The sequence below is a fragment of the Silvanigrella sp. genome (genome assembly GCF_044369315.1).
GTDB lineage: Bacteria > Bdellovibrionota_B > Oligoflexia > Silvanigrellales > Silvanigrellaceae > Silvanigrella.
The window spans coordinates 1-16,749 of sequence record NZ_JBIPMD010000053.1; the positions used below are offsets into that span (position 1 = coordinate 1).

Here is a 16,749-nt window from a genome sequence, read left to right on the forward strand (position 1 = left end):
TATTTATCAGTTGTAGTAGAAAGTGAAAAATATTTAGTACGTTTTTAAGCGAATTCGGTTTGCACACCTAAATATATTTAATAAGAATTTATTCAGATTTCAATTATATCTAGGTTTTGACGAACTTAATTTATAAGTCTTTTAGGAGTTTCATCACTTTATTCTTCGATTTTAAAAATATCTTTTATGGAATAACGCATAAACCATTCACCTTGTCTTCCCATTGTTTTTGTTTTTACATTTTGAACTGACTTATTTAAATTTTCATGGTCGATTGAGTAAATTTTGTTTGCTGTAGAAATGTGAATTTTCTTTGGTAAAGCAAAATTATTAAACTTTAAAGTAAATATCTTTGTTTTATTTTTATCTAGAATATTTATGGTTCCTAAATTTGAAATTGCTGTCCAAGAAATTTCATTGGAATTATTATAATCAGATAAATTGATATTTACAATGGAATTTTTTTCTTCAGGAATATCGGTAATGTGAATTACAGCTGGAGTAGATGATTTTTTCGTATTTGTTAAGTTAATCATATAAATATCTTCTCCTTCTCCGCCATCTAAATCAAGTGCATTTATATTTTCGCTTAGATCTAAGCTTGCCATTAAAATATCATTTCCTTTCATCCCTTTTAAATAATCATTTCCATTTACACCATTAAGCACATTATCTTTATTGTTACCAACAATGATTTCAGATTCCGTAGAACCTATTACATTCAGGGTTTCAGATAGGGATGTTAATTTATCTAAACGTATTCCTTTTGTTGTTGTAATTGACTTATTTATATTTTTTAGATCGGAATGATCTATTTTAATATCTGGATTTACCATGACAGTCTCTAGCCAATGGATTTTCTCTGTTATTTCTTCTGGATTATATACAAAAATATATCCTTCTTTTGAAGTTATAATTGGTAAATTGTTGTTATTTTCTTTAATGACTTCAAAAAAGTTTTCTATTTTAGCTATTTTTAAATGTCCTAAATTTTCTAATTTATGTTTTTGAATGAGTGCAACTGATTTTGTTACTATCCAAAGATCATTATTTTCTCGGTACATCCCTAAATTATCTAAATCGGTATGAATAATATCTTTTTCTTCTTTATTATTTGTGTAAAAAGGTTGTTCTTGGGTATTTGATTTAAATATATTGATAATATCATAGCTGTCTTTATTTTCTATAAAATCGCTTTTTGTAATCATATAAGTATCATTTCCGGTACCACCTACTAGATAATCTAATCCTGGTCCTCCAACTAATACATCATTTCCAGCACTTCCAAATAACTTATCATCCCCACTATTTCCATAAATAAAATCATCATCTGATGTTCCAATATAGATATCATTATAATTTGAACCCACAAAATGCTCTATGTTTTCAATTTCTGGCAAACCTTGAGTTTGTATATTTGTAAATTGAGAAATGATATTTTTGTATTTATTTTCATAATCAGAAATTCTTGTTTTATTTTTATCTATTGTGATTTGCTCCTTATTATGTCTAACAAATAGGAAACGATTATTATTTTCTTTTTCAAGAAATTGAAGAGAAAGAATATCTATCCCATCATTACCAGAAATTTTAATTTTATTATTGTCCGTTTCTTTTGCTAAACTACGGATTTCAAAATAGTCATCTTTATTTGCTCCATTTAATTCATAACTAAATTGGCCTTTATTTACAATAAAAAAGTTTTTATAATTTTCTTCACCATGAATGAATGAAACGGAGTTTCCATGTTTATATTGATCGTCAAGGCCCACATAAATTAAATTTGCGTAATTATTTAAAGGAACATTACTAGGAATTCCTTCTTTTGCTGAAAAAGTTTTCATCACGGAAAATTTCTTTAATGCATCATTATGAAAAACTTTTTCCGTTTGTGGTTCTGCATTGCAATAACGAGAGTCATCGTAATAATCAGTAATTCCACAAAAAAAGCAAAATGGAGTATATGGTATTTCCATTTTTTTATATTTTTTATTATCTAATTCATTATAATTTTGGGTAATATATTTTTGTTGATTTGAAAAATTTATATCTCTTAGTTTATTTTGTGGATAAATATTATTAGTTTGGCAATGGTGTATTTTATCTGATAATAATTCTCCACCTGATGAACTGCTTGAACATCCGCCCATGTTGCAAGAATATGTAGTACTTTTTCTTAAATTATAGGGGTAATAATAACTTATTCCTGGTGAAATTATTTTTGTAAAATAAAGATTATTTTTTTGCCAATTTTCATTAAAGTATTTTAAACTTTCTATCAATTGATTTTCTTTCACTTTCACTTTTGAAGCATAAGCAACTCCTGGTACGTTACTGTGATCAAATTGCATTCCAAAAGTCATAAGACTAAAAGCACCTAGAGCACCCTTAGTTTGGCTATCAACACCAAGTTCGGTTAAACTTTCGTGCAATCTCACTGTAGAATAAATGCTTTGCGCAGACATAAGAACAAAGCCTGCAGCTGCTCCAATAGGCCCTGCCATAGAAGTAAATGGCATGATGGCTACCGTAGCAACAGAAACTCCTGCAGATGCAAGTGCGATTCCACCTGCCACTTGATGATCTTGTTTTCTTAATCCTTCGGAACGTGATGCTTGAATTAAATTATCAACCCCTTGCCAAATGCTAAATCCAGCAGTTACTAAATTTAATACAACTTGACCTCCCGCTAAATTGCGAAATACTTTTGGATGTGTTTGCATTAAATGTTTGCCACGAATCACATCGACAACAAGGTCTGCATTATCAAAAATCATTTCAAAACTATCTCTGGATGCTCGTAAATGATCACCTTCTTTTGATAAAAGAGCAATGCTTTGAATTCTTGCAGGAGTATATAAAATATTCATTCCAACATTGATTCCATTTATTCCTGTTAGAATTCGATTTGCAGTTGTTTTTAAAAATTTTACATGACTTGAAGAAGATTTTTCTCCACCCATCATTTTTTCTGTAAATTGATATAATTCGAGTTGTTGAAGAGTGGTATGTAAAGTAGGTCTTAAAGCATCTTGACGAGCAATTTGTTTATAAATGCCATCAAAAATTTGTTTTATAGGTGTTCTATGGTCACGACCAAATTTAGCTTTTAATTTTGATTCATCTACAGGTGAGGTGAAAATTGTTTTTAAAATTTCTCCTAAAATTGTTTTCTTTTCAGAGCTTAATTGTGAAAAATTATCGATGTCTGATAAAAATTTATCTCTATCAAAAAAGTAAATTATTTTTTCATTTGTGACATCATTTGCAATATATTTTGGTTTTTCTATTTTTTTCTGCATTAAAAAATCGGGTAAATAATAATTTTTATAAAAAGAGACAATCGATTTTACTCCGGCAAAAACTGTTGTTTTATTGGGATTATCAATAGACCCTGCTTTTTCAATTTGAATGTAATCTTTTGCTTTATCAAGCATGCCTTTGTCAAGTAAGGAGCCTTCGCCCTTTATTATTTTACTTAATATTTTTCTTTCTAAATCATCACTAAAACCTAAAATATCGGCATAATTAAATATCCCTTTTATTTCTTTAGCAAGTTCTTTTGTTGTCATTTGAGATAAGTCTGCTTCTACATCAATTTCCATTTTTGCTAAAGGGGCAGGGCCTTTGGCTTCGGTTTCTTCTTTTACTTGACTAAGGTGCTGTATCATATATCTATGAAATAATAACATTGAGTTATTTTGACTCGATTTATCACTTTGATTGGCCTGTATTAAATAACTTTTTGCATTGTTTAAAAAATCGATATTATCTTTACGGATTTGATTTTGTTTCTTTAAAATATTTGGATCTTGTGTTGAATCTGTGGAATTTATGATTGGGAAAATAGAATCGAGCGCTTTTAAATAAATATCATGATAAGCGGGACCTGATAAATAATTCTTTCTTGTTTTGTGAATTAAATTTTCAATATTTGTATTGTATTTTAAATCAGAATATAATTTATGCCAAACTCGAACTTGTGCTCTTTTTTGTGATAATTCGGTTAATCTTTGAATTCTATAAATGATTCTTTCTAAGGGATCCGTCTTATTTGGTTCTGTATTTTCTAGATCATAATCTCCTGAAATAATTTTATGTTCTTCCGTACCTTCTGCTGCATCTTCAAATTCATATTTGCTTTCAATTATTTTTTCAAATGCTTGTTTTGTAACTACTCCTAAAATAGTAGCACCTGCTCCGCTGTAGGTGAGGGGGTTGTTTCCAAATCCAAATGGTCCTCCCAATAACATTGCAAATTGCCCTGCTGTTAAAGAAACATTACCTAATGACTTTAAACCTGTTAAAACACGAAGTCGTTTATAAAAATCATTCATAATTTTTTTGGTTTGTTTTAATTCTGGGGAGCTATTTTCTCCAAATGCAGAGCTGTTATTTACAAGATCAATCCAGCCTGTAATGGTGCGCATTTCTTGGATATCATAATGAATGCTAACAAGGCCCCCTAAAACCATTTGAGCTTGTCCTGCAGCAAGAAAAGTATCACCTAAAGTTCCTAATAAGTTAACAAAATTTACCTTATCAAAACCAATGGCTAAATTATTTGGAGAAAAAGATTGAATTAAATTCAGAATAGCTCTGCTTTCAAAGGCAAGCATTCCATAATACATTGATGTAAGACCACCTTCGGTCATTGCACCTGGAAACTTTGTTTCATAATAGGTTTTCAGTGTATTTTCTTGTGTTACTTTATATTCTTTTATTTGTCGTAAAAATTCTAAAGACTCATTTGCATTTGAATTTAATTTGTTTAAGTCATTTACTTCACTTATTTTATATAAAACTGTTTTAATATTCTCTGGAATATCTTTTAAGGGTATTTTTAAATTTTTTTCTTTGCTATCTAAAAGTGCTTTTTGACTTTTTATGAATTCAGCAGCTTCAGATAAAATCTTGGTATCTGCGTTTTTTATTAATTTCCCAATTTGTTTTAAAACATTAATTTTGAAATTTAAATTGTCAATATTTAACTTCACAAGTTCTGGAGGAATAAGAGTATCTTTACTAATATAGTCCGCAATTGTTTCTTTGATTTCTAATTCTTGAGTATAGCTTTCTAAAAGTAAATTTTTTAATTCGGATTTTAATTCTTGGTGTTGATCCGAAGCTCCTTCCACTCCACTCCCTACAAAAAAGATAAATGTGGGATAAAATACCAAACCTTGAATACTGTAAACAAGTTTTCGGGAAAGTTGTGAACTTTCTAAAGCGGTTGCTAAGTCATCAAAACCATCTAAAATAAAGGCTTTACTTGCTTTTAAAGGAGAAATACTTTTTACAGATTTTGGAGATTTTCCTCGCAGAATTCGATAAGCAGAAGTTAATTTATCTTCCCAAATTAAATGATATCCATTTAAGACTGTTTTTTCTAAGGAGCCAAGATCTTCAAATCTTAATGTGGAATCTAACCAATCCGCAGTCAATTCAAATTTATAATTATCGCTTCCTAAAAGATGGTTGATTTTAACCTGATATTTTTTTTCAAAATCGATAATTCGGGTAAAATTATTTTTTAGATCAAGATAAACTTTATTCTGAATCTCCGAATTTATTTCTTTTAGACTGCTAAATTCTTTAAATGAAGTCCCTTTGGGATAAAAAGTAGCAGAAAGTCTCCATATTTCTTTTTGTATATTCTCTTTTTCAGATGTTTTTGTAACATTTGTATTTGGTGTGTTTGAAAGAATTTTTACAATTTTTACAATTTTTACTTTGTAGTTTTTATATGTTTCTTCTAAATATTTAATTTTTTCTGCGTTATTATGGATTTCTTCATAAGAGTTTAGAATCTGATTAAAGTTGTTACTTTCTATTTCCTGGTTCTGTCTTAAGAGGGAGCTATAACTATTGTTTAAAAGAGTTTTAGGAGAAGAATTTAATTTAGATGAATTCTCGTCTTTTTTTTTCGAACAACTGGTTTGTAATGCAATAGAAGTGACAGTAAAAATTGCAATAAGATAACATTTTTTTATCATTATGTGATTTCCTATTATTTAATTTTGATAAATTTATGATAATAATAATCAATATCATAAATTGGGGTTTGTTCTATAAAAAGAATTTTGAAATTGCAATGATTTTAAATTTGAATAAAAATTTTTATAAATTAAGAGAATTTTAATAAATAATTATGATATCGCGCTTAAATATTTAAAATATATTTATAAAATTAGATAATTGTGTCAATGATTAAATTTAACTTAAAAATAATGCTATAAATTATGACATTAAAATGCGTTGTTTTTCTAAATTGTTTTCATTTATTATTTAATTGAAAATTTCCTATTTATAAAATTGATGCCTAAATGATTTTAAGGAGTAATTATCCAATTGATCCGTTTAATAACACCCACACTTGCATTTTCTCTTTTTGCAGCTTTACAATTTAATAATTTTGCAGCTTGTATTGCAATTTCATCAATTTTATATCCAGTACCTTTTATCAGTTTTGCTTCTGTTACTTTACCTTGACTGTTAATTTGTACTTCAATGATTACAGAACCGCTTGTAACTCCTGCATTTGTAGCATCTTCAGATAAATTTATTTCTGGAAGGGTACATTGTGCTGTTTTGTCTACAGTAGATTCAGCCGAGTAAAACTCTTTGCTAGGGTTAGAGGATTGTCCTTCTGGAGTTGGATTGGCAACGCTTTTTGCTTGTGCGGAAGGAATTGAGGTGTCCGCTGGTATTTCTTTTTGAATATTTTGTTTTGGCATAGTTGAAGATTTTACAAGTTCTTCTTTAGGAATTTGTTTTTCTTGTGGTTTTTGTATTGTTTGTTTATTTGAATTTGCATTTTTTGCTGCTAGTTGAATTGTGTTTGTAGACACAGATATTTTGATAAATTCAACAGGATTTTGTCTAATTAAAACGATAGCTAGAACTAAAAAAACATGAAAAAGAATGCTATAACCTACACGGGTTAAATAATTTTCTTCATTGTCTTTAGAGTTAATATATAAAAAATATTCCACGCTTTCTCCATCATCTTCTTATGGAAAATTTTATCAGCTTTCATTTTATCGGCAATAGCATGAGCAATTTTTGCTTCTCTAACAATACTTTGACAACTTAATAAAATATCGCAACCTGCATTTAATGCATCAATTGAGGCTTTTTTTAAGAAAGAATCGTCTTCTGATAAAGAAACAGAATTTTCTTCTGTAATAGAAGATTCGATTTTTCTTTTTAATTTATAATGTTCTGCAATTGCATTCATTCTTAAATCATCACTTATAATAAGTCCATTAAAGCCTAATTCTTTTCTTAAATATTTATTTAAAATAATTTTGCTTAATGTAGCAGGGTTTTTTTCATCTAAACTAGGGACAATAACGTGTGCACTAATGATAAAAGGAACAGCATCATGAATTAATTTTTTAAATGGAATCCATTCTCTATTTTTTAATTGAGATAAAGAAACATCACTTACACTTAATTCTTTATGAGAGTCTGTTGTGGTATTTCCATGTCCAGGAAAGTGTTTTGCACAAGAATAAATATTTTCATCATGTAAAATTTTATTTACAAATGAAGAAAATTGAGTGACTTTTTCAGCATCTCTTCCAAAACAGCGATCTCCAATAACTAAATTAGAAGGTTCGGATAAGATATCTGCTACAGGGCTAAGTAAACAATTGATACCAAGGGCTTTTGCAATAAAAACTTGATGAAGTATTTGTCCTTGCAAGCCTTCCAAATCATTTTGATCGGCAAATTCGAGAGCAGGTTTTCCTCTTGTAAAAGGAGGTGGAAGTCTGGAAACGCGCCCACCTTCTTCATCAATAGAAACTATAAAGGGCATTTTAAATTGTGAATTTTTTCTTGAGCAATTTTTTTTAAGATTAGAAATTAAATATCTCGATTGAGAAAAACTTTGCATATTTCTTTTAAATAAAATAGCTCCTGATGGTTTTATTAATTTTAATAATTTAATTTCTTCCTCATTCAATTCTCCAGCTGTCAACGATGGCCATAAAAAAAAACCAGCTTGTTCAATGAGAGGAAGTGAATAAAAAAATTTTTCAAATTTTTTAGGAATTGTTTGTCGCACAGTTAAACTCAAGCTACTATCCTCCTACGCATGCAATGGATCTTCCCTTAATATAAGGAGCGGGAAATATGACAAATTATATCTTATCTATCGATGAAGGTACCACAGGTATACAAGCCTCTTTTTTTAGTATGAATGATTTTTCTATGCATGGAAATAATAAAATTGAATTTCCACAAATATACCCCAGACCTGGATTAGTTGAGCATAATCCAAATGACATTTGGGAAACAACGTTAAAAGCTATAAAAAAAAGCATAGAATTGGCGCAAGATTCTGAAAAAAACTTTTCAATCAGTAAAGTAACTGCAATCGGGATTACAAATCAAAGAGAAACTTGTCTTGCCTGGAATAAAAAAACAGGAGAAATTGCGGGTAATGCTATTGTTTGGCAAGATAGAAGAACTTCTGAGTTTTGTGATTCATTGAAAAAAAATGAATCGTTACGCAAAATGATTTTAAAAAAAACAGGATTGGTATGTGATCCTTATTTTAGCGCTTCAAAAATGCGTTGGATGTTAGAACAATATCCAAAAGCAAAACAATGGGCGCATACAGGGGAACTCGCACTTGGAACCGTTGATAGTTACGTTATTTGGAAACTTACGGGAGGTGTTTCTTTTGTTACAGATCACACCAATGCCAGTAGAACCATGTTATATAATTTGCACACGGGAAATTATGATCAAGAATTGATGAGTCTTTTTTCAATTCCAAATCATACCTTGCCCGAAATCAGACCAAGTATTGGACGTTTTGGAGTCACAAAAGGAATTGAAGGTTTACCAGATGGAATTCCCATTACAGGGAACTTAGGAGATCAACAAGCGGCTTTATTTGGTCAAAATTGTGTAAAAACAGGTGAAGCTAAAATCACATTTGGTACCGGTGCTTTTTTATTAATGAACACCGGAGAAAATATTGTTGAGGCAGACAATGGCCTTTTAACGACAGTTGCCTACAGCACTCCGCAAAAAAGAGTGTTTGCTTTAGAAGGTTCCGCATTTATTGCTGGTGCAGCCGTTCAGTTTTTACGAGATAATTTTGGTTGGGTAAAAAACTCTGCAGAAAGTGCGGAGCTTGCTATGAGTTATCCAAGAGATGAAGAAGTTTTATTTGTCCCTTCTTTAGCAGGTCTTGGAGCTCCCTATTGGAATCCTCAAGCAAAAGGCGTTTTATTTGGATTAACGCGAGGAACTCAACAGTCTCAAATTATTAGAGCAGTCTTAGAAAGCATTGCAATGCAAAATGTTCAATTATTAAGACTCATGGAAGAAATCAGTGAACAAAAAATCATACGTGTTGGTGTCGATGGCGGCGCTTCGCGAAATGATTTTTTAATGCAATTACAAGCAGATATTTTGCAAACGATATTAATGAGACCGTCGAATATTGAAACAACCTCATTAGGGGCAGCAAGAGCAGCTTGTATTGGTGTATTGGAAGAAGATGTTACTTTTATAAAATCGGATATTGGAAAAGAATTCAATTCGCATATGCCTGAAGCCTTAGCGAATGCAAATTTGTATCGTTGGTTGAAAGCAGTGGGTTGTGTTAATCAGTTTTATGGAAGTTAAAAATATTATTGTATTTTTATGTTCATTTGTAATTTTTTAGGATATACTTTTCAAATAATCAAGACACATTTTTGAAATAATAATGAAAAAAATGTGTCTTCTTTTTTATTTAATTAATTTGACACAATTATTTCAAGTTTTTTCAACAATAAAAAATATTAAGAATAAAAAAAATAATATATTCTTTTTTTAGGTTTCTTTGTTTCTTTTATTACAGAAACATAATTTAATATTACCGAAAGGAATGATATGAGTTTAGAATTAAAGTTTTTAAAATCATTTATGGCTATCACAATCGCGATTTCGAGCAGTAATATATCTATGGCATCTGATTTAATTACAGGAGCTGGATCTAGTTTTATTGCTCCAGTAATTTATAAATGGTCTGCAGCCTATCATAAAGAAACGGATTCTAAAATAAATTATCAATCGATTGGATCTGGGGCAGGAATAAAACAAATTGAAAATAGAATTGTCGATTTTGGTGCGACAGATATGCCTCTTACAGAAAAAGAACTAGATGAAAAAGGTTTAATACAATTTCCAGCAATCATTGGTGGTATTGTTATTATAACAAATATTGCTGGTATTTCTCAGGGCCAATTGATTTTAAATGCCAATACAATTGCTGAAATATATAGTGGCCAAATTAAAAATTGGAACGACAAATGTATTGCTCAATTAAACCCTGGACTTTCTCTGCCCGATAAAAAAATTATTGTCGTTTACCGCTCAGACGCTTCAGGTACAACCTTTAATTTTACTTATTATTTAAATAATGCCAGTCAAGGCGCATGGGAAATGGGTTTTGGTACGAATGTATCATGGCCTAAAGGTATTATGGGGTTTGGTGGAAAAGGAAATGAAGGCGTAACAAATTTGGTTAAATTAACTTCGGGTTCCATTGGTTATGTAGAATATTCTTATGCAATGCAAAATAAATTGTCTTGGTCACGAATGCATAATGCCGAAGGGAATGTTGTTCCTGTCCTTGAAGCAAAAGAATTTCAAAATGAAAAAAAAGTAAGCGAAGCATTTAGAAACTCATTTCAAGCTGCAGCATTATATGCGGAATGGGAAAAATCTGCTGGGATGTATGTTTTATTAGCGAATCAAAAAGGCGCAATATCATGGCCTATGACAGCATCCACTTTTATATTAATTCCTAAAAAATCATCTCAGCCTAAAAAAATAAATGAAGTTTTAAATTTCTTTCAATATGCTTATACAAAAGGAAATAGCATAGCGGAGTCTTTAGATTATATTTCTATCCCAGATAAAACTTATAAATTAATTCAAAATAAATGGAAAATAGAATTTCAATCAGAAAAAGAAAAATTTGCAATTTCGAGATAAAAATATAAATTAAAAGTTGTAAAAATTTTTTTTATAATTTAAAAAAGAAATTCTTTAAAAAAGTAAAATCTTCAATCTGCTTCATATTCATATATAAATAGTTTTTTTTCAATACTTAACTTCCACAAATGTATTTGTTGAGAAGTATTCATAATATATATAACTTATAGGAGCGGAGTATGGCAATTATATTAAGTCTTATTGCTGGATTAAATGCAGAAGAAACAAAGATAAATGTTATAGGATCAGAATCCCATGTTATAAAAAGTTATGAAGAAGCCAAAGAGTTTTCAATTCATCAAAATTTGATTCGAAGTTATTTTGTAAATGTTTATACTGGCGCAAAGCCTGTGGAAACCTATATTCGTGATTATTGTCCCTGGAGTGGCTATGGAAACAAATGGAGCTTATACAAAAAATATGGATGGGATGAAGTCAAAGTTTCAGTTAAAAGTTCAAAAGTAACAATGCTAAATCGTAACATTAATTTAGAATTAATAGTTGAAGATATTCTTGACAATAAAACAAATAGAACTCAAAGAATGACTCCGAGATCCTCTCGCAGTATTGAACATACCTTTTCTATAAAGTGGACTGAAGGACGCTCCTTGGCAACTGCAATAGGAGTTGGTATTGATTTTGGAATGGATAAATTAGGTTCAGGTTTATCTGCAAATTACTCCTTTACAGACACCTATTCATCAGGAAAAGATGAAACAAAATCAATTGCAGAAAAATTTTCTGCTGAATCAGGTGGAATGTTTTTTGTTCCACCAAAAACCTGTACGAAAGTATCTATATATGGAAAAACGGCAAAAATAAAAGCTGAGATTGAGTATGTTGCTACTTTATCTGGGCAAATAGCAGTGAGCTATGACTCTCCTTTTTATGGTCACTATTTTTGGGCATTTGATATCCGCCGTATATTAGAATTTGTTCAATTACCAAGTGCTAAATCAATTAAGCAGGTATTAGAAACGAGTTATGTTTTTAATACGTATACTGAAATTTCAGATCTCTCTAAAGCAGAATGTGATACTTATAGAGAGAATCAGAAAAAAAGGAATTAAGCAGTACGAATTTCTATTTTTTTGGCTTCGGTTTGAATATATTTTTCTATCTTAATTGTTAGAATTCCGTCTTTAAATTGAGCGTCTGTAACTTCTGGATTGGCTTTTTCAGGAAACTCAATCGAACGACTAAATTTTCCAAAGTTTCTTTCATTTCTAAATACGGTTGTTTCGTTATTTATTTCTGCTTTTTTCTTTTCACCAGAAATTGTTAATATATTTTTTTCAATTAAGAGTTGAATGTCTTTTTGTTCAACACCAGCTAATTCTGTAGAAACAATATAGTGTGTTTTTGTTTCAAAAATATCGATACTTGGTTTAAACCAAACTTCTCCTTTTTCTTCCGTTTCCGTATTTTTAATATGGTCTTTAAGAATAGAATTAAGTAATGTTCCTACTTCATTATGAAAACCAAAAAAAGGTAACGAATTATTTTGATTAGAGCAATGTCTTCTAAAGCTGTTATAATGCATGATAAATCTCCTAGAAATGATTTTTAAACTAATGGAGTTCTTTTCTTCCTCCACATAAGTAAACATAATCGATTAAAATATTTGTAAAGCTTTTTTAATTTAAATTATTTATAATATATTTATTTTTAGAGGACTTGACAAAATGAATATTGACAAATTGAAAATGTGTTTATGGATTACTCTTGTAAGTAAATGATGTGCTAAGAGGATACATTGTAGAACAACCTATAGCGGAAACGATAGGACAATAACCTTCCGAATCGGTGAAATATGCTTTTATGTTGTAAATTACGCCAACAGAAAGATTAGGAGAAGTGATTAGACCAATATCAGGGTAGAATCTTTTGCATTTTTGGTAAGTCGTAAAGGGGGATATTGGATTACTGCTGTTATCTAAAATTTGGCAATATGTAATGTATTTACGTCTGTTCAATAAATCGTACTGATTTCCTGATGGAGTATAATTAGGGTATAAATTTATTTCACCTGTGGTCATGTTTGGAGAATTTAAAGAAGCGGAAGAAATGTCCGGGAATCTTGGATTTTTTAGTAATGTATCTCTTCTTTGTGCAATCGTATAACCATCTCCCAAAAAACTATCCGTTTGATCGTTCAATGCTGTTACGGATCCATCAGCCATTTTCATAAAATAAAACTGAGCTGTTGAAGATCCTCTAGCTAATGTTGGTTTAAATGTTTTTGTGGTTCCGTCATTTTGTACAACAATAAAATGAAATTGTTTTGAATTGCTATAAATGGGAAGATCAATAGCGAGCCTTCCTAGACTATCGGTATAATCATTTTCAGAAGCTCCATTGCATGGATTATTTATTTTTTGGTTGCTAATAGGATCAACATAATATACTCGAGCGTTTGTAACTGGGTTTCCAGAAGAGTCAGTAATTATAAATCCAAAATGATCAAATGAAATTTCTGCAAAAGGATTTGGAAAGTTAATATTAATAGAATTTGTATTGCTATTTATAGTGTAATCTGATTCAAATTCAGTGTATAATACTTTATTATCATCCTCAGAGTCACTATTTGAATTGTTACTATCGCATATGGTTTGAGCTGATGTTAAACCATCAGCTAAATAACCAATTTTAATATGAATCGATCCTGTTGGCAATTGGACACTATTTGATCCCGCATTTAAAGTTGTTTGTAAATTGAAGCCATTTGAGTTTGTAATTTGAATAGGTATTTGTCGAGTTACAAATGAAGTATAGTTCGAAGAACGGTTATGATTATTTAAGCTTGGAGCATTTACCTGAAAGTTTAAGGATTGGCCGCTATAATGATGACAAGAAATAAAATTATTTGAAAGGATTATAAATAGACATAAAAACAAATATTTTTGAAATATTTTTATGGTATTCATTCTTCTCCTTTCCGAAAAATTTTGTTCATATCATTCAAAATTTTTATCGGTTTTTATGACTTTTAGTTGATTTTTCTTGAATTATAGTTTTTTTTATATTTTATATAAGAATTTATTCGTTTTTTTTATATTAATTCACATTTTATAAAAAATAATGTCAAATTAGTTTCAGTTATTAAGAATGATTTTAACATCCTCTAAATTATTTGAGGCGATAAAGTTTTCTGAATCCATGAGCTTTGCTTCAATAATTAATTTTTTATCAAATTTATTTAAATAATCAAATATATTTGTGACTGGTTTATTACAGTTTTGAATTGGTAAAAGAATAATTTTTTGATCATCTTGATTTATTTTTGAAAATTGGCAATATACAATAAAACTCCTTTTAGTAATTAAATCATAGCTATTTATTTCAATATTATCTGTTAAGTTATCTAATAAAGATAAATAACCATCCTCAAGATTTGGAGATTTGATTTTAAAATTAGGAATGTCTGGAAATCGAGGATTTTTATTTAAAATATCTCTTCTATAAGAAATGCTTGTTCCATCTTCGAGAAAACTTTCCGTTTTTTCATCATAGGAAGTAATGCTATTATTTGACATATTTATTTTATAAAATTGAGCTTGGCTTATGTTTGGGTTGAAAGAGAATAAAAACTCTTTCGAATTTTCATCTTCTTCTAAAATTACCTGAAATTTTAATTGTGAAGAGTGATTATAAATAGGGAGATCAACAGCAACTCTTCCATTTTCATCACTAATATCACTTAAAGGAATTTGAGAGCAGGGGTCTTTTATTTTTTCACCACTAATAGGATCTTCATAAAAAATTTTTGCATACCGAGCTGGATTTCCTTGTGTATCATAAATTTTAAATCCAAAATGTCCAAATGGAACAGGTTGTAGTGGGTTTTGAAAATGAATTTTTATAGAATCATGATCTGTTGTGTTTTCAAAATCGCTATTAAATTCAGTATAAAAAAATGAATTTGTATCTGTTTCGTTGTTATCGCAAATGTCAGACGTTTTATTTTGAATTATTTTAGCAAGAAATCCAACTTGAATATGAAATTTTCCATAAGGAATCTCTATTGAGTTTGTATCCGAATTTAAATTTGAATGTAAAACAACACCTGATGAATTTGTAATTTTGATCGGAATTAAAATGGGGATGATAGAAGAATCTTCTGAATACTCTGTTAAACTGCGAACGGATGGCATATCCATGTTTACAACTGTTGTTGTACCTAACTTATGACTGCATCCGAGTATCAGACAACAAAAAAAAGAAATAAGAAAAAGATCAAAAATTTTCATAACTCATCTCAAATTAAAATAATTTTGGTTATTTTTTCAAATGAGTTATCGCCAATAATATCAATAAATTAATAAATAATTAAAATTTTATTCATCGATAATGTGAAGAATATATCTTTTATTTTGTTTAGCAGCTCCGCAATTTAATATCGTTCGAATGGCATCAGCTGTTCGGCCGCTTTTACCAATGATTTTTCCTACATCTTCTTTTGCCACTTTTAATTCAATTACATTTGTTTGAGCGCCATTAATTTCGTTAATTTCAACCTTGTCTGCATTATCTACTAGTGATTTAGCAACATATTCAATTAATTCTCGCATGGAAGACGCAGAGGAGGTGGACATAGTTGGAAACTCCTTCCTAAAAAGTAACAGGACAGCAGGAACAAGCAAACTCACGGACGAAACGTTATCGGTTCAAAGCCTGAATCGCTTTAGTAACCAAAATAAATTTATATTTCAACACAATGTAAGCCCACTCAAGTTCTATGGCAAGTAAACGATACCTTAACTGTCGTATTGTATGGGGGTTGGATTTTGTCTTCTGGGCAGTTTGAGCTAAAAAATGGAAATTTATTTGTTCTCGCAGAAGCTGCTGGTGGCGTTTATAATGGCAGTCAACTCCGACTTATTTGCGATGTAGCAGATGATGTTTCTGTCTTTCTTAAAGTGACAGAAGATCAAAGAATTGGTTTTATGGTTCCAAAAGAGAAACTTTTGGAGTTGCATGCAAAATTATCAAAATCAGGTATTTTATTAAAACATTATCGAAATCACTCTATTTTATCTCCTAAAGCTTGTTTAGGTGAACTTTGTTCAAAGTGTGAGCAAGATGCTTTAGGAGATGCTATAGAAATTTCGCCCATGCTCAATGAAAAATTTAAAGAATCTTTTCAAGCTTTAAATATTGGTATGAATGGATGTGCTACAGCATGTGTGGCATCTGCTACAGACGATATTCATGTGATTGGTGAAAAAAGTGGTTATCGTTTATTTATTGGTGGAAGAATTTCCGATAAACCAAAATTAGCTGAGTATGTTGCAGAAGGAATACCTAGACCAAAAATAGGTGAAGCTATTTCAATCATGCTCGACACCTATTCACAAAATAAACAAGAAAATGAATCATTAGCAGATGTCGTTGCAAGAATAGGTTTAAATACATTTAAAGAATCCATTCTAAAAGCGGGATTATCAAATTCGAATGAGGAAGCTCCTCATACGGAAGAAACAAAAGCTTCTGAGTCTGAAGAATTAACAGAAGATACCGCAGCTGTTCCATTAACAGAATCTCCTTTAGAAGAGCCACTAAGTAAACAAAATAAAGAAATACCTCCTCCAGCAGAAGAAGCAATAGCAAGTGATGCTCCTCCAGCAGACGAAGCAATAGCAAGTGATGCTCCTCCAGCAGACGAAGCAATAGCAAGTGATGCTCCTCCAGCAGACGAAGCAATAGCAAGTGATGCTCCTTCAGCAGACGAAGCAATAGCAA

Annotated in this window: 11 protein-coding genes; 4 read left to right on the forward strand and 7 right to left on the reverse strand. The window is 30.1% G+C overall.

The features are described from left to right. Positions 1-158: 158 nt before the first annotated feature. The 3 genes from ACIQ56_RS06490 to ACIQ56_RS06500 all read right to left on the reverse strand — a co-directional run bounded on the left by ACIQ56_RS06490 (position 159) and on the right by ACIQ56_RS06500 (position 8,086). Positions 159-5,996 (reverse strand): calcium-binding protein, encoded by a 5,838-nt coding sequence (locus tag ACIQ56_RS06490; RefSeq protein ID WP_397600256.1) that lies wholly within the window; start codon positions 5,994-5,996, stop codon positions 159-161. Between the two features lie 336 nt (positions 5,997-6,332). After that, entirely contained in the window at positions 6,333-6,995 is a 663-nt protein-coding gene (locus ACIQ56_RS06495) for an energy transducer TonB (RefSeq protein ID WP_397600257.1), read from the reverse strand. After that, on the reverse strand, positions 6,944-8,086 hold the full coding sequence (locus tag ACIQ56_RS06500) for a glycoside hydrolase family 3 N-terminal domain-containing protein (protein WP_397600258.1): 1,143 nt from the start codon (positions 8,084-8,086) through the stop codon (positions 6,944-6,946). The genes ACIQ56_RS06495 and ACIQ56_RS06500 overlap by 52 nt, the downstream gene beginning before the upstream one ends. 56 nt (positions 8,087-8,142) lie before the next feature. Here ACIQ56_RS06500 and ACIQ56_RS06505 point away from each other — a divergent pair, with 56 nt between their 5' ends. The 3 genes from ACIQ56_RS06505 to ACIQ56_RS06515 all read left to right on the forward strand — a co-directional run bounded on the left by ACIQ56_RS06505 (position 8,143) and on the right by ACIQ56_RS06515 (position 12,077). Continuing rightward, entirely contained in the window at positions 8,143-9,651 is a 1,509-nt protein-coding gene (locus tag ACIQ56_RS06505) for an FGGY family carbohydrate kinase (protein WP_397600259.1), read from the forward strand. Between the two features lie 249 nt (positions 9,652-9,900). After that, the gene (pstS, locus tag ACIQ56_RS06510) at positions 9,901-11,007 is read left to right on the forward strand and encodes a phosphate ABC transporter substrate-binding protein PstS (protein WP_397600260.1); all 1,107 of its coding nucleotides are present in this window, start codon (positions 9,901-9,903) and stop codon (positions 11,005-11,007) included. Between the two features lie 179 nt (positions 11,008-11,186). Then, positions 11,187-12,077 (forward strand): ETX/MTX2 family pore-forming toxin, encoded by an 891-nt coding sequence (locus ACIQ56_RS06515; protein ID WP_397600261.1) that lies wholly within the window; start codon positions 11,187-11,189, stop codon positions 12,075-12,077. Here ACIQ56_RS06515 and ACIQ56_RS06520 read toward each other — a convergent pair. From ACIQ56_RS06520 to ACIQ56_RS06535, 4 genes are all read right to left on the reverse strand, one after another. Then, entirely contained in the window at positions 12,074-12,550 is a 477-nt protein-coding gene (locus ACIQ56_RS06520) for an Hsp20/alpha crystallin family protein (protein ID WP_397600262.1), read from the reverse strand. The genes ACIQ56_RS06515 and ACIQ56_RS06520 overlap by 4 nt on opposite strands. Positions 12,551-12,719: 169 nt before the next feature. Then, a complete protein-coding gene (locus ACIQ56_RS06525) occupies positions 12,720-13,934 on the reverse strand; it encodes a hypothetical protein (protein WP_397600263.1) in 1,215 nt (404 codons plus the stop codon). Positions 13,935-14,102: 168 nt separating this feature from the next. Further along, complete coding sequence (locus tag ACIQ56_RS06530; protein WP_397600264.1) at positions 14,103-15,257, reverse strand: hypothetical protein; 1,155 nt, start codon at positions 15,255-15,257, stop codon at positions 14,103-14,105. An 87-nt stretch (positions 15,258-15,344) separates the two neighbouring features. Further along, a complete protein-coding gene (locus ACIQ56_RS06535; protein WP_148698833.1) occupies positions 15,345-15,578 on the reverse strand; it encodes a KH domain-containing protein in 234 nt (77 codons plus the stop codon). A gap of 216 nt (positions 15,579-15,794) precedes the next feature. Here ACIQ56_RS06535 and ACIQ56_RS06540 point away from each other — a divergent pair. Continuing rightward, on the forward strand, positions 15,795-16,749 hold a 955-nt coding region (locus ACIQ56_RS06540), incomplete at its 3' end, for a hypothetical protein (protein WP_397600265.1).